This window comes from Deltaproteobacteria bacterium (assembly GCA_005879535.1).
Lineage (GTDB): Bacteria > Myxococcota > Myxococcia > Myxococcales > 40CM-4-68-19 > 40CM-4-68-19.
On sequence record VBKI01000071.1, the window covers coordinates 32,171 to 48,575 of the forward strand.

The window sequence follows — 16,405 nt, forward strand, 5'->3', positions numbered from 1 at the left end:
TGCCATGAAGACCACGACCAACCCCAAGACAGCGAAGCGCGCGGAGATCGTCCGCGAATATGGCCCGTTTCCGGGCATCGAGGAAGTCCACGGCGTCACCTGGGACGGCCGAAACATCTGGTTCGCCAGGGGCGAAAAGCTCGCCGCCATCGACCCTGCAAGCGGAGAGCTGGTGCGCCAGCTCGACGTCGCGGCCGACGCCGGGACCGCTTTCGATGGCAAACATCTCTGGCAGATCGCCGAAGACCGGATCCAGAAGGTGGACCCCAAGACGGGCCGCGTGCTGGGCAGCATTCCCGCGCCGGCACAAGGCCGCGACTCGGGCCTGACGTGGGCCGAGGGTACGCTCTGGGTCGGCGAATACCGCGCGCGCAAGATCCACCAGGTCGACGCGAACACGGGCGCGATCCTGCGCACCATCGAGTCGGATCGGTTCGTCACCGGCGTCTCGTGGGTCGACGGCGAGCTCTGGCACGCCACGATGGAGGACGAACAGAGCGAGATCCGGCGCATCGATCCGGAGAACGGCGAAGTCCTCGAGCGCCTGGAGATGCCCGCGGGCGTCACCGTCAGCGGACTCGAGGCCGATGGCAAGGATCTGTTCTTTTGCGGCGGCGACACGAGCGGCAAGGTACGCGCCGTCCGCAGGCCGACCGCGCGCAACCAGCGCTGACCGGCGAACCCAACAAGAAAGGAAAAGACGATGAACTCACAGAGAATCGAAGGAGCGGTCGCCCTGGTGACGGGCGCCAACCGCGGCATCGGGCGAGCGCTGACGGAAGCGCTCCTGACCCGGGGCCTGAGGAAGGTCAACGGCAGATGGCCGCAATGATCGCCGCGATGGCACCGGGCTCCGCAGCGTGAGACGCGAACGTGGGACGGAAGGGAACGAACGATGAAGGACACCCGAAGAAGAGGAAAAGAGCAATGACGAAGCACATGACCGGTACACATGAAGAGTGGCTTGCAGCCCGGCTGGAGCTGCTCAAGCAGGAGAAGGAGCTAACGCGGCGCAGCGACGAGCTGGCGCGGCGGCGGCAGGAGCTGCCATGGGTCCGGATCGACAAGGAGTATCGATTCGAGACCGACGAGGGGAGCGCCTCGCTGGCAGACCTTTTCAGAGGGCGCTCGCAGCTCCTCGTCTACCACTTCATGTTCGGCCCCGACTACAAGGCAGGGTGTCCGTCCTGTTCGGCGATCGCGGACGGGTTCGACGGCTCTGTCGTTCACCTGGCCAACCACGACGTCACACTTTTGGCGGTGTCGCGGGCGCCTCTCGCGAAGCTGCAGGCGTTCAAGCGGCGGATGGGGTGGACGTTTCCCTGGGCCTCCTCGTTCGGCAGGGAGTTCAACTTCGACTTCAACGTGTCGGTCACCGAGAAGCAACAGCGCGAGGGGACCGTCGAATACAACTACGAGCGCGGCGGCCACGCGCTGGACGCGAAGCCGGAAGCCGCCGACGAGGGCCCTGTCGCCTTCGCGGCCATGACCGGAACCGACGTGGCCACGTACACGCGCGAGAGGCCGGGCATGAGCGCGTTCGCGCTGGAGGACGGCGTCGTCTACCACGCCTATTCCGCCTATGCGCGGGGACTGGACGGCCTCTGGGGCATGTACCAGTGGCTTGACCGCGCACCCAAGGGGCGCAACGAGACGGGCGTCTGGTGGCGCCGCCACGACGAGTACGACAAGGGCTGACCGATGTCGTGGTTGTCGTGCCGCTACGGCAGGACAGGAGATCTCACGACGCATGGCTTCCGAGCGAGCTTCCCAGCAAGCCTTTTTGGGCGTCTCAGCGCTGCTCTTCGCTGCCAGCGGGGCGGTAACGATCGTCTGGTGCGCGTCCATGTCGGCGATGGGCGAGATGCCGATGGCCGGCGGCTGGACGATGTCGATGGCGTGGATGCGGATGCCCGGACAGACGTGGCCCGGCGCTGCGGTGTCGTTCCTTGGCATGTGGGTCGTGATGATGGTGGCGATGATGCTGCCGTCCTTGGTCCCGATGCTGTGGCGCTACCGCGAGGCCGTTGGCAGGACGCCCGAGACGCGCCTCGGTCCGCTGACCGCGATCGTGGCCATGGGTTATTTCTTCGTCTGGACCGTGTTCGGAATGACCGCTTTTCCGCTGGGCGTCGCGCTGGCGGCGATGGAGATGCAGCAGCCGGCGCTGGCGCGCGCCGTACCGATCGCGGTCGCTGTGGTCGTCCTGATCGCCGGCTCCCTCCAGCGCACCGCGTGGAAGGCGCTTCACCTTGCCTGCTGCCGGGAGGCACCCGGACGCGGCCGTACGCTGCCGGCCGACGCCGGCACGGCCTGGCGACACGGCCTGCGCCTCGGCGTCCACTGCAGCCACTGCTGTGTCGGTCTGATGGCGATCCTCCTGGTCATCGGGGTCATGGACCTTCGCGCGATGGCTGTCGTGGCGGCAGCCATCACCGTCGAGCGTCTCGCACCGGCCGGTGAGCGCGTCGCGCGAGGCACCGGTGCCGTCGTCGTGGGGGCAGGGTTGTTTCTGATCGCGCGAGCAGCCGGGCTCGGATGACCGAAGCCAGGTCGGCGGAGCTTGTGAATCCAGGAGAGGTCTTCCATTCAGCCGAACGTGAACGCGAACGCCTCCACGCCCGGATCGAGGAACTCGATCTCGAACAGCCGGTCAGCGATGGGGTTCGGTTGCCGGATCAATTGATACAGCCGCTGCCCGGAAACCGTGCCGTTGCCCTGGTCGTCGACGTCGGTTCCATGAGCAGCGCCCGGCGGCTGTCCATCGACGAGGATGCGAAATCGGACGGACGATCCTCGCGCCGCCGGTGCCATGACGAGATGAAGATCGCGGGCGTGAAAACGGTACGCGATCCGCCCGTTCCCCTTGTTCAGCGCGACGGCGTCTCTCTTCACCGTCCAGTCGCCGGAAAGGGCCCAATCATTGAGCTTCAGCCTCGCAGGAGCAGCATAGACGCGACGCTTGTCCAGGGCTGCTCCACCCGGGGAGACGAAGTTCTCCGTGCGCTCATGGCCGAGATAGTTTTCCGGAGACTTCAGGTCTGGCCAATCCGCCTCGGCTTCGACACCACGGGCTTCGACCGCAGCCAGGTGATCCCCGATGCCGCTGGACCCGGCTTCGCCCAGGAGCTGCTGGATGATCCTTTCCGTCCTTTCGTATCCGCCCTCACCGAACTGATGGTGTCGAATCCGCCCTTGCGCATCGATGAGGTAGAGCGCCGGCCAGTAATGGTTGTCGAAGGCGCGCCAGACCCCGTAGTCGTTGTCGATCGCGACGGGAAAATCGATCTTCCTGTCCTTCACAGCCCGGCGGACGTTGTCGAGGTCCTTCTCGAATCGGAACTCCGGCGTGTGGACGCCGATGACCACCAGTCCCTGTTCCTTGTATTTTCCGGCCCACGCGCGAACATAGGGGAGTGTCCGGAGCCAGTTGATGCAGGTGTACGTCCAGAAGTCGACCAGGACGACCTTCCCGCGCAGGCCGTCCTTGGTCAGTGGCTGCGAGTTGAGCCATCCGCTCGCCCCGCCGAAAGAGGGCAACTCACCTTCAACGGGGAGCGGAGCCATGGTGGCGGCGAGCAACGCGGCGAGCAGGCTCATGTGGTGTACCCGTCGACTTCGACGACAGCTTTGGCAAAGGCATCCGGAGCCTCTTGCGGCACGTTGTGGCCGATGCCGTTGAGGATCCGGTGCGAATACTTGCCTGAGAACTTGTTGGCATAGGCTTTTCCGTCCGCGGCCGCGCCATCGAAATCACTGGCGATGGTGATCGCGGGCACAGTGATGACGGGAGCTTGAGCAAGCTTCTCTTCTAGAGCGTCGTACTTTGGCTCGCCCTTGGCCAGGCTCAGCCGCCAGCGGTAATTATGGATGACGATGCTGACGTGATCCGGATTCTCGAAGGACGATGCGGTGCGATCGAACGTCGCATCATCGAAGTCCCACTTCGGCGAAGCTTGCTTCCAGATGAGCTTGTTGAAGTCGTGCCGGTACTTGGTGTACCCGAGCGCCCCGCGCTCCGTGGAGAAGTAGTACTGGTACCACCACCCCAGTTCAGCCGCTGGCGGCAACGGCTGCAGGTTTGCCTTGCGGTTGGTGATCAGATAACCGCTGACGGCGACCAGCGCCTTGCAGCGTTCCGGCCAGAGCGCCGCGAGGATGGCGGCCGTCCGTGAACCCCAGTCGAAACCGGCGACGATTGCCTTCTTGATCTGGAGGGCATCCATCAAGGCGATGATGTCGAGAGCAACGGCCGACTGTTGGGCATTCCGGAACGTTTCGCTCGAGAGAAAGCGCGTCGTGCCATAGCCGCGCAGATAGGGGACGATGGCCCGGTAGCCCGCCGATGCCAACGCAGAAGCGACATCGACATAGCTGTGGATGTCGTACGGCCAACCGTGGAGAAGAATGACCACAGGACCATCGGCGCGGCCGACATCCGCGTAACCGACATTCAGGAGGCCGGCATCGATCTGCTTGATGGGACCGAACGCGGTGTGCGACCCCGGCTTGGGCGGGGAGACGTCGGCCTGTTGTGTCTTGCCGGACTGTGCGCGAGCGGAACGGATCACGCCGAGCGACGCGGCGGCAATGCTCGTCGCCGCGGTGCCCAGGAATCGGCGGCGTTTGTGGTCGATGTGTTCGGACATTAGCGCCCCGCCACTTTTTCGTTGGCTGGCCGCAGTGACTTGAACGCCGCCCGGATCTCCGCAGAGAAGAGTTCCGGCTGTTCCCAGGCCGCGAAGTGCCCGCCCTTGTCGACCTCATGAAAATAGATCAGCTTGTGATAAGCCCGTTGGGCCCAGCTCCGGGGCGCGCGATAGATCTCGCCGGGGAAGACTGTAATGGCGGCGGGAACGTTGATGTCCACCGCGTTGAAGTTGTTCGCGTTGTTCTCCCAGTAGAGCTGCGCGGAAGACGTCCCGGTGTTGGTGAGCCAGTACAGCGTGATGTCGTCGAGCATCTCATCGCGCGTGAGCACCTTCTCGGGGTCACCGCCGCTATACGTCCAGTCAGCGAATTTGTCATAGAACCACGCAGCGAGCCCGACCGGCGAATCCGCCAGGCTGTAGCCGAGAGTTTGCGGGCGCGTCACCATCATGAGCGCATAGCCGGAGCCCTTCTTGTAGAGGGCGTCCATTCCATCGAACGCGACTTTTTCCTCGGGGGACAGCCCTGCCGGGGCCGGACCGGCAGAGGCGAGAACTTTCGCGATCTCCGGTGGCACTGTCGCGGGCATATTGATGTGGATACCCAATAGTCCCGGCGGCGCTTGACGCGCCATTACGTCCGAGATCACCGCTCCCCAGTCGCCGCCTTGCGACACATAACGCTTGTATCCCAGACGCCTCATCAACTCGTCCCAGGCGCGTGCGATGTGGTCGGGATTCCAGCCCGTGCTTTGCGGCTTGCCCGAGAACCCATAACCGGGCATCGAGGGCACAACGAGATCGAAGGCGTCTTCCGCGCGTCCGCCATGGGCCGTGGGATCGGTGAGCGGGCCAATCACCTTCACGAGCTCGAAGATCGAGCCAGGCCACCCATGGGTCATGATCAGCGGCAGCGCATTCGGATGACGAGAGCGGACATGGATGAAGTGAATGTCGAGCCCGTCGATCTTCGTCACGAACTGCGGCAAGGCATTCAGCTTCGCCTCCGCCTTCCGCCAGTCGTAGCCCGTCCCCCAGTAGCGTACGAGCGCCTGGATCTTCGCCAACTGCGCGCCCTGGGACCGATCCGTGACAGGCTCCCGGTCGGGCCACCGCGTAGCCGCGACGCGTTGGCGGAGGTCGAGGAGTTCCTTTTCCGCAACGTTGACCTGGAAGGGGCGGATTGCGGCTGTCGTGGCGTCCGCCGTCGAGGCCGCCTGCGGCTGGGACGGCTGCGCCGCTACAGCGCCCTGCGTCTTCCCATCGCTCTCGGCGACGACGCCTTTGCCTTCGTGTGCGCATGCGAGCGCGATCGCACAGCCCGTCAACCATCCAAGACTCTTCATGGTGACCTGCCTTTTTCCATAGAGATGTCCGCACCTACGCGCAGACGCTGCTGGAGACCGGTCTCTCGGTGCACCGCGGAGCGACCGGCCCTAGCTCACGAGGGATCCCGCCGTTCACTTCTGCGGTTGGACCGCGTCGGGATTTCCCTTCTCGCCAGCGTTGATCTCGGTGTCGGTCGGGTTCTTGGCGCTGGCCTTGCGGTTCGCGGAATCCACGCTGTGCGGATTTCCCGTCTCGCCGGCTTGGAGCTGCTCGTTCGTGGGGTTGGGAGCGCTCTTCTTCCGGGACTTGTAAATCACGCTGTGCGGGTTGCCCCGCTCCAGCTTGTCGAGCTCGGTCTTGTTCGGATGCTTCTTCACCTTCTTCTTCTTCTCCGGCTTCGTCTGCGAGTCCGTCGTTGGCGGCGCTGCTTCATTTGACGAGGTGGATTCTGCGCGCGTGGGGACGGACCCGACGACGCACAGCGAGAAGCCCGCGATGAGCGGGAGCATAAGTTTCGAGGACACGGTGGAAACTCCTTTCGGGTCGTCTTCATGGGGTGACCCGACCCCAGGACTAGGATGAACCGGCAACTCCAAGGATTCCCCTCACTCGGCGCTCACTTGGCCACCACCAGGAGCGGCTTGCCTTTTTCGACGACATACGTGGCGAGCTCCGCCCCGTTGCCGGTGCCGACGTTCTTCGCGGAGTGGATCGCTTTGGCGGGGATGAACAAGACGTCGCCGGCCTTGAGCGTCACCGGCGTCTTGCCCTCGACCTGATACTCCAGCGAGCCTTCGAGGACGTAAATGATCTCTTCGCCCGGATGCCAGTGCTTGGGAGAGGCCACTCCCGGGTCGAGCTCGACGCGCGCCTGGATGACCTCGCGTCCGGGCGCGCTGAGATCGTGCCGCTGGAGATCGGTGCGCTTGGTTCCTGCCAGCTGCGCCCGCGCCACGTGCGGCGACAGACCGCTTCCGGCGATCAGCAGTACGACCGACATGATTCGGGTCGTTTTCATGTGGGCTTCCCTTCGGCGCACGCGATCAGCGCAAGCGCGAGCGCTGCGCTCCTCGTTTTCATGGGAATCCTCCTTTCTGAATCAGTCAGCGCGCCGATACTCTCGGGTCCGCTGGCCGCAGTGACTTGAACGCCGCCCGGATCTCCGCAGCGAAGAGCGCCGGCTGTTCCCAGGCCGCGAAGTGCCCGCCCTTGTCGACCTCGTGGAAGTAGATCAGGTTGCGGTAGGCGCGTCGGGCCCAGGTCTCCGGCGCTCGATAGACCTCCTCCGGAAATACCGTGATGGCCACCGGGAGCGAGATCTCGGCGGTTTTCTGCGCGGCCGCACTGATCACGCCTCGTCCGGCGTTCTCCCAGTACAGCCGCGCTGCGGAGGTTCCGGTGTTCGTCAGCCAGTACAGCGTGATGTTGTCCAGCACATCGTCTCTCGTCGGCGACTTTTCGCGATCGTCGCCGTACGACAACTGCGCGAAGCCTGGATGCCCGAGCAGCCATGCCGCGAGACCGGCCGGGGAGTCCGTCACGCCGTAGCCGACCGTCTGCGGCCGCGCGCCCATCATCACGACGTAGGCCAGGTTCCCCATCTTGGCGGACGTGAGGAGCACGTCGAACACCGCGCGCTCCTTCTCGGACAATCCCGCCGGCGCGGGCCCGCCGACGGGGAGCACCGCCGCTACCTCGGGCGGTACCGTCGCCGGCAAATTGACGTGGATGCCCAGCAGGCCCGCCGGCGCCTGGCGCGCCATCGCGTTTGAAACCGGGGAACCCCAGTCGCCGCCCTGGGCGACGTAGCGGGTGTACCCGAGGCGCTTCATCAGCTCGGCCCAGGCTCGCGCGATGTGGTCGGGATCCCAACCTGTGCCTGTTGGCTTGCCGGAGAAGCCGTATCCGGGCATCGAGGGGATGACGACATCAAAGGCGTCTTCCGCACGTCCACCATGAGCGGTGGGATCCGTGAGCGGAGCAATGATCTTGAGCTGTTCTATGACGGACCCCGGCCAGCCATGGGTGATGATGACCGGCAGGGCGTTCGGACGACGAGAGCGGACGTGGATGAAGTGAATGTCTAGGCCATCGATCGTGGTCATGAATTGCGGCAAGGCATTCAGCTTCGCCTCCGCCTTCCGCCAGTCGTAGCCCGTCCCCCAGTAGCGAACGAGCGCTTGTAGCTTTTCCAGCTGGACGCCTTGCGATCGATCGGGAACCGTTTCGCGGTCAGGCCACCGCGTAGCTGCGATGCGTTGGCGGAGGTCGACGAGAGCGTCCTCCGGAACGTTGACGTTGAAGGGGCGGATTGCGGCTGTCGCGCCGTCCGCCGGCGGCTGGGACGCCCCCACTACAGCGCCCTGCATCTTCGTGTCGCTCTGGCTTACGACGCCCTTGCTCTCGTGTGCGCACGCGAGCGCGAGCGCACAGCCCGTCAGCCATCCAGGGCTCTTCATGGTGCTCCCCCCAGCCCGCGACGCGCGGGCTACGTCGTAGCGGAGCGGTACGTTCTACGTCCGCGCTACAGCGCGCGGATGACGCTCGCCGAGGACGGGAAAGTCAAGTGACAAAGAACCAGGGCACGACGGCTCGGATACGGCCCGATCAAAAGTTTTCAACCGTCTGCCGAGAGGGCTTCACGCGCCCGGCGCTGTCCGCAAGAGAGACCCGGTTTGCACCGGCCCATGGGCGCCGGTGCGAGAGAGCGAAGGAGACAATCCATGGCAGATGTGACGTTTCGATTGGATCGGACGGACGTCATTGCATTGGAACACTGGTGCTCCAGCGGGTTCGCCAACACCGATCTCGATTTGCAGCTCAAGAAGCACGGCATTCACCAACTGATCGCGATCGGCCTGCGCGCGAACACTTGCATCGACTCGACAATTCGTCATGCGGCGGAACTGGGTTACGAAGTCACGCTGGTGAAGGATGCCATCGGGGGCTTCGGCTGGGACGAAATGAAAGCCACGCTCGAGTTGATCTCCCCAACTATGCCCGGGCGATTTTCTCGACGGAAGAATTGATCGCTGCGATCCAGAAGATCAGCGATTGAAGACTCAGAACCGTAAGACAAGACCGCCGCCGGCCGTGAAGAGAATGACCATGCTCATGGCCATGAGCATGAGGTCGTAGTGCCAGCCGCCGGCCTTCTCGCCCCAGAATCCCGTCTTCCACGTCAGCGCCTTCTTTTGGATTGCTCCCATGCTCACCAGGATGAGCCCCAGCGCCGCCGGCTGGATGAGAATTCCAGTGACCAAGCCGAGGCTCGCCAGGGCTTCCGCGGCACCCAGCCCGGCCGTGACGGCGGGGCTCAGCTCGACGCTCTTCGCGCGCCCAATCGGGTCCTTGAGATGGAAGTAGCCGCTGGCACCGAAAACGATCGCCACCACCACGCGCAAACCGAGCAGCGCGAAGTCCTGCAGGTGGAGGAGCTGAGGGAAGGTGACGTTCGCGGACACGGAGGATTCCTGATCTTCACTTCAATCCGACTTGTGCTCCGCCGTCAGAGACCGCGTCGACATGACCTCCGTCCGAAGCAACCGGATAAAGGGGCCGGCCTTCGACCTGCGTTTTACGCCTGTGGCTCAGCCGTTCGACGAGGACGAAGAGCATCGGGATGACGAAGATCGCGATGGCGGTCGCCGCCATCACGCCGGTGATGACGGCGGTCCCGAGGATCCGCCGCGAAACCGCGCCGGCGCCCGACGCGATCCAGAGCGGCAAGAGACCGAAGATGAACGCGAACGAAGTCATGAGCACCGGCCGGAAGCGAAGCCTTGCTCCCTCCAGGGCGGCGTCCATGAGCGGTCGGCCCTTTTCCAGCTCTCCCTTGGCGAACTCGACGATGAGGATCGCGTTCTTCGCCGAAAGACCGACGAGCATGACGAGCCCGATCTGGCTGTACACGTTCAAGTCGTACTTTCGCAAAAGCAATCCAGCAAAAGCGCCGAACACGGCGATCGGAAGAGAAAGCAGCACGCTGAACGGCAGCGACCAGCTCTCGTACAGAGCGGCGAGAATGAGGAACACGAACATCAGCGAGAGCACGAAGGTCTGCGTGCCGGTGCCAGCGGCCTTTTGCTGCTGGAACGAGAGGTCCGCCCACTCGAAGCCCATCTCGCGAGGCAGGACTTGGTTGGCCACTTGTTCGAGCGCTCGCTGCACCTGATCCGAGCTGTAGCCGGGTGCGGGTCCTCCGATCAGATGGGCACCGCGGAACAGGTTGAAGCGATTCGTGAACTCGGGACCGTAGACGCGCTTGGTGGAAACGAAGGCGGAGAGAGGGACCATCTGGTCGGCCTCCGCTTGCAAGAACACCCTCCACTGGCGGCCGAAGCGGTTGAACTGGTTGATGTAGGCGCCGCCCATGAACGCTTGCATGGTCTGGTAGACGCTGCTCAAGCTGATGCCTTGCTTGAGGACCTTGTCGCGGTCGACGTCGGCGTAAATCTGGGGTACCGAGGCGCGCCAGACCGTGTTGATCGATCCCACCTCGGGCCGCTTCCTTGCGGCTGCGATGAACGCATTGAGGTTCTTCGCGAGGAACGGGACGTCGGCGCCGCTGCGGTCCTGGATCCACATGGAGAATCCGCCCGAGGCCCCTAGACCAGGGATGGCAGGCGGCGGGAAGCCGAAGGCGATTGCCTCGTTGACCTGACCCGCGAGCTGCCCGTTGATGCGGGCGATCACCGCGTCGACGGTGTGCTTCGCGCCCGGGCGTTCCGACCAATTCTTGAGCGACACGAAGTAGAAGCCGCTGTACGTCGCCGAGCTGTAGCTCAAGATCGAGAAGCCGGCGATGGTGTTGTAGGACTGGACCTCCGGGGTCGCCGCGAGGATCGCGTCGATCTTCCGGCAGACCGCATCCGTCCGCTCCAGCGAGGCGGCGTCGGGGAGCGTCACGTTGAGGAAGAAGTAGCCCTGGTCTTCTTCCGGGATGAACCCTGCGGGAACTTTCTTGCCGGCGAGCACCGTCAGCACGGTGAATCCGGCGAGGATGGCGATGCCCACGACCGCCTTGCGCGCGAGGAAAGCGGACGCCTTGACGTACCCGTCGTTCGCCCGGCCGAACCAGCGATTGAAGCCACCGAAGAATCCGGCGAGGACGCCGATGCCCACGACCGCCTTGCGCGCGAGGAAAGCGGACGCCGTGACGTACCCGTCGTTCGCCCGGCCGAACCAGCGATTGAAGCCACCGAAGAATCCGGCGAGGACGCCTTTCCTTTCCGGCCGGGGCCGCAGGAGCAAGGCGGAGAGCGCAGGCGAAAGCGTCAGCGCGTTGAAAGCGGAGAAGAGCACCGACACCGCGATGGTGAGCGCGAATTGCCGGTTGAGGAGCCCGGTGATGCCGCCGGTGAACGCCAGCGGAATGAAGACCGCAGCGAGGATGACCGCCACGCTCACCACCGGCGCGGTGACCTCCTTCATCGCCGCGAGGGTCGCGTCCTTGGGCGTGAGCCCCTCCTCGATGTGGCGTTCGACCGCCTCCACCACCACGATCGCGTCGTCGACCACCAGGCCGATGGCGAGCACCAGCCCGAACAAGGACAGCGTGTTGATGGAGAAGCCCAGGAACGGAAAGAGAACGAACGTCCCGATCAGCGACACCGGTACGGCGAGCAGCGGAATCAAGGTGGCGCGCCAGCTTTGCAGGAAGAGAAAGACGACCAGCGCGACGAGCAGCACGGTCTCGAGGAGGGTGACGAGGATCTCTCGGATTCCCTCGGTCACCGGCGCCGTGGTGTCCAGGGAGATGGCGTAGTCTAGGTCGGCCGGAAAGCGCTTCTTCAGCTCCGCCATCGTCGCCCGGACACCGTTGGCGACGGCGATCGCGTTCGAGCCGGGCGTCTGGAAGACGCCGAAGACGAGCGCAGGCTTTCCGTTGTAGCGCCCGAGCTGGTTGTAGGTCAGCGCGCCGAGCTCGATGCGGGCGACGTCGCTGAGCCGCACCGTCGAACCGTCCGGGTTGAGCCGCACGGCGATGTTGCCGAACTCCTCCGCGGTGAGGAGCCGCCCCTGGGCGCGCACGGTATAGGTGAACTGCTGGCCGCGCGGAGCCGGCTCCGCGCCGAGGCGGCCCGAGGGGTTCACGTTGTTCTGCGCCTGGATGGCGGCGGCGAGGTCAGGGACGGTGAGACCGAGCTTGGCCAGCTTGTCGGGCTTGACCCAGACGCGCATCGCGTAATCCGAGGTCCCCCAATTGAGGACCTGACCCACGCCGGGCACGCGGTAGAGCGCATCCGTCAAGTTGATGGTGGCGTAGTTTCCGATGAAGAGCGTGTCGAAGCTGCCCTTCGGCGAGTAGAGCGAGATCCCCAGCAGTGGAAGACCGGTGGACTGCTGGAACGTGAGACCGTAGCTCGCCACGTCGGCCGGCAAGGATGGCTGCGCCTGAGCCACCTTGTTCTGCGTGTTCACCTGGTCGATGGCGATGTTGCTGTCGATGTCGAAGGTAACCTGCAGGACGAGCGAGCCGTCGTTGGCGTTGGTGGACTGCATGTAGAGCAGCTTCTCGACCCCGGACATCTGCTGCTCGATCGGAGTCGCGACCGATTGCTCGACGGTGACGGCATCGGCTCCCGTGTAGATCGTGCGCACCTGGATCTGCGGCGGCACGATGTTCGGGTACTGGGCCACCGGGAGGCCGACCAGCGCGACGGCTCCCACGATCACCATCAGGATGGCGATGACCATCGCCACGATGGGACGGCCGACGAAGAAGCGGGACATGGCTAGCGACCCGGTGAGGGCGGCGCAGGTGCCGTCGCGGAAGCCGTGGAGCTGTCGGAGGAAGGAGTCGCGTGCACGAGCATGCCGGGCCTCACACGCACGAATCCCTCGACGATGACCTTGTCGGCGGGTTGAAGACCTTCCTCGATGATCAACCGGTTGGCGACCTGCTCTCCCACTCGCACCGTCCGGACGTCGACCGTGCCGTCCGGTGCCACGACGCCGATCTGGTACGCCCCTTGGAGCTCGTTGACGGCCCGTTGGGGCACGACCAGCGCCCCCTTCCGAACGTCGATCGCGGCCCGCACTCTTCCGTACTGACCTGGGCGCAGGATGTTGCCGCGATTCGGGAATGCACCCTGGATGGCGATGGTGCCCGTCCGCGGATCGACCTGGCGATTGGTCACGACCACGGTCCCGCGTGCCGGGTACACGCTGCCGTCGTCGAGGATGAGGTCGAGGAGCGGATCATCGCCCCTCGCCGGCTCGGCCCAATGGTTGCCCTGGGCGGAGCGGAGGTATTCGACTTCGCTGATGTTGAACTGGACCTTGATCGGATCGACTTGCGAGACCGTGGTCATGACTGTGGAAGGGCTCACCAGGCTGCCGACCTGCGCCTGGGCTATGCCCGCGATGCCGTCGATCGGCGAAGTCACCTGGGTCCAGCCGTGACTGAGCTTCGCCTGCGCAAGTGTGGCACGAGAAGACTCGACGCTCGCTGCCGCCTCCTTCTCGGCCGCGAGATCGTTGTCGAGTTGCTGTCTTGGGATCACCTCCTGGGCGATCAGCTTCCTGTCGCGCTGGACGTCGAGGCGCGCCTTAGCCAGGGCCGCGATGTTCCTCTCCAGGGCAGCTTTTGCCTGGTCGGCTACCGCCTTGTAATTGCGCGGGTCGATCACGAAGAGGAGATCTTCCCTCCCGACGTACGTCCCCTCCTTGTACGCCTGCTTGCGGACATACCCTTCGACCTGCGGCCTGATATCGGCATTGACGAAGCCGTCCAAAGTCCCAACCCACTCGCGGAAGAGCGGGACGTCCATCTGTTCGACCTGCGCCACCTGGACGGTGGGAGGTGGCGGCGCTGGAGTGGCGGCGGTCTTGTGACAGGCGGCGCTGGCGAGCGTCAGGGCGACGATCCAAGTGCGCGTGTTCATCATGGCGCGGCCCCCTTTCATGATCCACCCGGTGCTCGGATGCGGCGCGCGGGCGAACGATGCAGAACCGCTCCCGCGCACATCTATCAAGAATGCGCGTGGGTGTCCGCATCCGGGTCACGACGGCGCGGCGCCGACGTTGTCGGCGTCGTCGCTTGGAGATGAATCCTCCTCGGAGTCGCGGAAAGCCCGCTGCCGCCGAGCGGATCAGTCCTGTTCGGCCAACATCTGCGCCTGCGTTTTTCCGTACGGATGGAAGTTTGCCTTCTCGCCCTTCGCCCAGGCTGTTCGCTGCTCCGCGCCGCTGATGTCCCAATCGGGACGGCAGCGCTGCAGTACGGCGCGCAGGTCGAGGCGCAGCTCCTCCACCGTCGGCCGGCCGAAGAACCAGTACCCATTGTAGATCTTGTAGACACGCAGGCCAGGCTCGAGCACCAGCGTGTGAGGGATCATCGGATTGTGATGCGGGTCGGTGTATTCCGCGATGTCGAGATCCTTCTGCACTTTGCGCCCGGGGTCCGCGAGAAACGTCCACCAGGCGCCGACGCCAGCGCGGAACTCGTTCGTCTCGAGGAGGTTGTCGGTCGAGATCGTCACGAGACGGCAGTAGCCCACCTGCATCTCGCGGTGGATTTGCAGGAGCCCTTCGTGTTGCCTCCTTTCTTTTGGACAGAAACCTCCGCGAGAGAGCACCAGCACCAACGGATCGCCTCCCTGCAACTCCGAGAGCGTGCGGTGCTTGCCGCGGTGGTCAGGAAGCTCGTAGTCGGGAAACACCGCGCCGGGAACGATGTCGGGTCGCATTCCGACAATCTCTACCCCTGCGCGCGGTCGCACAAGCGGCCGGCGGCTCATCGATCGGCTGGCGCGCGGCCCTCAGCGGCGGGTACCTTCCATGTGGAGCGCGGCATCTTTGGCTGCCTCGTCGGGAGTCCTCCCCTGCTCGCGCGCGACGATGTAGGCGGCGTACCACCCGGACCAGTGATGTTTCGGAGCGGTCGGTTCGTACTCGCCATGGCGCTTCTCTGTCTCTCGCAGAAGCTCCGTCAGAGTCGCGACGTCCATGCTCAGTCCTCGTCCGGGAAGCCGCGTCTTGATCTCCTGGAGCAGCCAGCCGTTGCCATCTGGATCACTGAATGAGGCCCATGAGCGGTAGGAGTGACCTTCCGGGTCCGGGCCCGGCACGCGTCCCTTCGTCCCGTCGAGATGGAGGCCACCCGCGAAATGGAACACCTCACTCGCGTCGACGTCGTGTCCGATCAACTCGGCGCGTGCTGCCTCGATGTCATCGACGATGAGGAAATTTCCCTGAACTGAGCCCGGCACGGCGGTCGTGATTCCCTTGCCGAACAGAATCGAGCACGGTGAGCCGGGAGGTGTCAGCTGCACCACCCGCCAGTCCTCACCGGTGGCGAAATCGGCATCCAGGCGCCACCCCAACCTCTGGTAGAAGCGCTTGGCGCGATCGACGTCGGACACCGGAAGGACGACGACCTCGAGCTTCAGATCGACCATCCCAGCCTTCGGGTTCTGGGTTGCGTTTTCACTGTGCATCTGCGTGCTGCTCATCGTGGCCTCCGTGGGTTGGTCGTGTGAGGCATCAGGGTCGCGCTTTGGCCGCCACTTCGCGCCCGTGGAAGACCCTGGTCGGTGCGCTGGTGTGCGCGTTCTGGAAGCCAAAGGCAAGGACGGATAAGCACGGTCCTCGCCTATCTCCCCGCTTCATCAGAGTCAGCGCTTTCGCTCGCCGATCAGGAGACCCTGCAGGCCATATCCGATGGGGCCGCGCACGTCGTGCACGACCGAGTGCGCGAGCCCCAGGCCGCGGTTCGAGGCGGTGGTCACCGCCTCGAGGCAGACCCACTCGCCCTCGGGGTAGCGGTGCAGGTACACGGTGAGATCGGGGTTGATGAAGATGAAACGGCGGTAATCGAGTGCGCTCGACACGCCGTTGCCGGAATCGGCGGCAATGAGCACGCGCGCGAGCGGCGTCACAGGCTCGCCCGCGATGAGTGGATGGCGCATGCGCAGCCACGCGATCGCCGGGCCCTGCTCGAGGAAACCGCCGCGCACGAACGAGTTCTCCATCCCGGTGTGGTAGCCGACTTCGTAGCCGGTGGGAAAGAACCGCGCCACCTTGCCCCGATCGGGTCCGGGAACCGCAGGCAGGAGCGGCGGCTCGGGAAACGAGAGGTCGGTCGTGCGGATGCGTAGCGCCTCCCCGCGGAGGATCTCCTCGCTGCCCGCGGAGATCGTGCCGCCGAGGACCTGGACGCTGCGCCCCGCGTTGAGCACGCGGGTCGCGACCGTCAGCGGCGCGAGTGGGACGGGCTTCAGCATCTCGAAGGTGGCGCGCACGATCATCGAGTCGTCGCGCCGCTCAGTTGCCTCCAGGACCGTGCCGAGGAGCGCAGCGGGCGGACCGCCGTGCTGCGCGTCGGCGCTCCAAGGCCCGCGGGTGAGCTCGGTCGGGACGTAGCGGCCGCCGTCACGGTGGAAGAAGGCATCGAACGTCACGGTTGAACGATGCGCGGGGTT

15 protein-coding genes and 2 pseudogenes are annotated in these 16,405 nt (G+C 64.9%); 5 read left to right on the top strand and 12 right to left on the bottom strand.

The window, feature by feature from the left end:
* The first annotated feature begins 4 nt into the window (after window positions 1-4).
* The 4 genes and pseudogenes from E6J58_16470 (at window position 5) to E6J58_16485 (ending at window position 2,542) form a co-directional block, all read left to right on the top strand.
* A complete protein-coding gene (locus E6J58_16470; protein ID TMB35411.1) occupies window positions 5-673 on the top strand; it encodes a glutamine cyclotransferase in 669 nt (222 codons plus the stop codon).
* 30 nt (window positions 674-703) lie between these two features.
* Window positions 704-811 (top strand): annotated as a pseudogene (locus E6J58_16475) (short-chain dehydrogenase).
* A 116-nt stretch (window positions 812-927) separates the two neighbouring features.
* Window positions 928-1,698, top strand: coding sequence for a DUF899 domain-containing protein (locus E6J58_16480; protein TMB35412.1), 771 nt, complete (start codon window positions 928-930; stop codon window positions 1,696-1,698).
* A 52-nt stretch (window positions 1,699-1,750) separates the two neighbouring features.
* Window positions 1,751-2,542 carry a DUF2182 domain-containing protein gene (locus tag E6J58_16485; GenBank protein ID TMB35413.1) on the top strand — a complete coding sequence of 264 codons (792 nt, stop codon included), beginning with the start codon at window positions 1,751-1,753 and terminating at the stop codon, window positions 2,540-2,542.
* A gap of 47 nt (window positions 2,543-2,589) precedes the next feature.
* On the opposite strand, the gene E6J58_16490 is transcribed toward E6J58_16485, so the two are convergent.
* From E6J58_16490 to E6J58_16515, 6 genes are all read right to left on the bottom strand, one after another.
* On the bottom strand, window positions 2,590-3,600 hold the full coding sequence (locus E6J58_16490) for a thioredoxin family protein (protein ID TMB35414.1): 1,011 nt from the start codon (window positions 3,598-3,600) through the stop codon (window positions 2,590-2,592).
* Window positions 3,597-4,649 carry an alpha/beta hydrolase gene (locus tag E6J58_16495; GenBank protein TMB35415.1) on the bottom strand — a complete coding sequence of 351 codons (1,053 nt, stop codon included), beginning with the start codon at window positions 4,647-4,649 and terminating at the stop codon, window positions 3,597-3,599. Before E6J58_16495 ends, E6J58_16490 begins: the two co-directional genes overlap by 4 nt.
* Complete coding sequence (locus E6J58_16500; GenBank protein TMB35416.1) at window positions 4,649-5,995, bottom strand: epoxide hydrolase; 1,347 nt, start codon at window positions 5,993-5,995, stop codon at window positions 4,649-4,651. Before E6J58_16500 ends, E6J58_16495 begins: the two co-directional genes overlap by 1 nt.
* Before the next feature lie 114 nt (window positions 5,996-6,109).
* Window positions 6,110-6,502: a hypothetical protein gene (locus tag E6J58_16505; GenBank protein ID TMB35417.1), complete on the bottom strand. Its 393-nt coding sequence runs from the start codon at window positions 6,500-6,502 to the stop codon at window positions 6,110-6,112.
* 92 nt (window positions 6,503-6,594) lie between these two features.
* Window positions 6,595-6,996, bottom strand: a complete 402-nt coding sequence (locus tag E6J58_16510) for a cupin domain-containing protein (GenBank protein ID TMB35418.1) — start codon at window positions 6,994-6,996, stop codon at window positions 6,595-6,597.
* An 85-nt stretch (window positions 6,997-7,081) separates the two neighbouring features.
* A complete protein-coding gene (locus E6J58_16515; GenBank protein TMB35419.1) occupies window positions 7,082-8,437 on the bottom strand; it encodes an epoxide hydrolase in 1,356 nt (451 codons plus the stop codon).
* A 228-nt stretch (window positions 8,438-8,665) separates the two neighbouring features.
* On the opposite strand from E6J58_16515, the pseudogene E6J58_16520 reads away from it, so the two are divergent.
* Window positions 8,666-9,036: pseudogene (locus E6J58_16520) on the top strand (cysteine hydrolase family protein).
* A 4-nt stretch (window positions 9,037-9,040) separates the two neighbouring features.
* Here E6J58_16520 and E6J58_16525 read toward each other — a convergent pair.
* The 6 genes from E6J58_16525 to E6J58_16550 all read right to left on the bottom strand — a co-directional run bounded on the left by E6J58_16525 (window position 9,041) and on the right by E6J58_16550 (window position 16,384).
* Window positions 9,041-9,442 carry a DoxX family membrane protein gene (locus E6J58_16525; protein TMB35420.1) on the bottom strand — a complete coding sequence of 134 codons (402 nt, stop codon included), beginning with the start codon at window positions 9,440-9,442 and terminating at the stop codon, window positions 9,041-9,043.
* A gap of 16 nt (window positions 9,443-9,458) precedes the next feature.
* Window positions 9,459-12,713 (bottom strand): hydrophobe/amphiphile efflux-1 family RND transporter, encoded by a 3,255-nt coding sequence (locus tag E6J58_16530; GenBank protein TMB35421.1) that lies wholly within the window; start codon window positions 12,711-12,713, stop codon window positions 9,459-9,461.
* Window positions 12,714-12,715: 2 nt separating this feature from the next.
* A complete protein-coding gene (locus tag E6J58_16535; GenBank protein ID TMB35422.1) occupies window positions 12,716-13,888 on the bottom strand; it encodes an efflux RND transporter periplasmic adaptor subunit in 1,173 nt (390 codons plus the stop codon).
* A gap of 186 nt (window positions 13,889-14,074) precedes the next feature.
* Window positions 14,075-14,671, bottom strand: coding sequence for a redoxin domain-containing protein (locus tag E6J58_16540; GenBank protein TMB35423.1), 597 nt, complete (start codon window positions 14,669-14,671; stop codon window positions 14,075-14,077).
* Window positions 14,672-14,743: 72 nt separating this feature from the next.
* Window positions 14,744-15,436, bottom strand: coding sequence for a glyoxalase (locus E6J58_16545; GenBank protein TMB35424.1), 693 nt, complete (start codon window positions 15,434-15,436; stop codon window positions 14,744-14,746).
* A gap of 162 nt (window positions 15,437-15,598) precedes the next feature.
* The gene (locus E6J58_16550; protein ID TMB35425.1) at window positions 15,599-16,384 is read right to left on the bottom strand and encodes a thioesterase family protein; all 786 of its coding nucleotides are present in this window, start codon (window positions 16,382-16,384) and stop codon (window positions 15,599-15,601) included.
* Window positions 16,385-16,405: the final 21 nt, after the last annotated feature.

Bases quoted from the DNA above. Each gene is read 5' to 3' on its own strand.
- E6J58_16470 (TMB35411.1), top strand. From the start codon at position 5: ATGAAGACCACGACCAACCCCAAGACAGCGAAGCGCGCGGAGATCGTC.
- E6J58_16480 (TMB35412.1), top strand. From the start codon at position 928: ATGACGAAGCACATGACCGGTACACATGAAGAGTGGCTTGCAGCCCGG.
- E6J58_16485 (TMB35413.1), top strand. From the start codon at position 1,751: ATGGCTTCCGAGCGAGCTTCCCAGCAAGCCTTTTTGGGCGTCTCAGCG.
- E6J58_16490 (TMB35414.1), bottom strand. From the start codon at position 3,600: ATGAGCCTGCTCGCCGCGTTGCTCGCCGCCACCATGGCTCCGCTCCCC.
- E6J58_16495 (TMB35415.1), bottom strand. From the start codon at position 4,649: ATGTCCGAACACATCGACCACAAACGCCGCCGATTCCTGGGCACCGCG.
- E6J58_16500 (TMB35416.1), bottom strand. From the start codon at position 5,995: ATGAAGAGTCTTGGATGGTTGACGGGCTGTGCGATCGCGCTCGCATGC.
- E6J58_16510 (TMB35418.1), bottom strand. From the start codon at position 6,996: ATGAAAACGACCCGAATCATGTCGGTCGTACTGCTGATCGCCGGAAGC.
- E6J58_16515 (TMB35419.1), bottom strand. From the start codon at position 8,437: ATGAAGAGCCCTGGATGGCTGACGGGCTGTGCGCTCGCGCTCGCGTGC.
- E6J58_16530 (TMB35421.1), bottom strand. From the start codon at position 12,713: ATGTCCCGCTTCTTCGTCGGCCGTCCCATCGTGGCGATGGTCATCGCC.
- E6J58_16535 (TMB35422.1), bottom strand. From the start codon at position 13,888: ATGAAAGGGGGCCGCGCCATGATGAACACGCGCACTTGGATCGTCGCC.
- E6J58_16540 (TMB35423.1), bottom strand. From the start codon at position 14,671: ATGCGACCCGACATCGTTCCCGGCGCGGTGTTTCCCGACTACGAGCTT.
- E6J58_16545 (TMB35424.1), bottom strand. From the start codon at position 15,436: ATGAGCAGCACGCAGATGCACAGTGAAAACGCAACCCAGAACCCGAAG.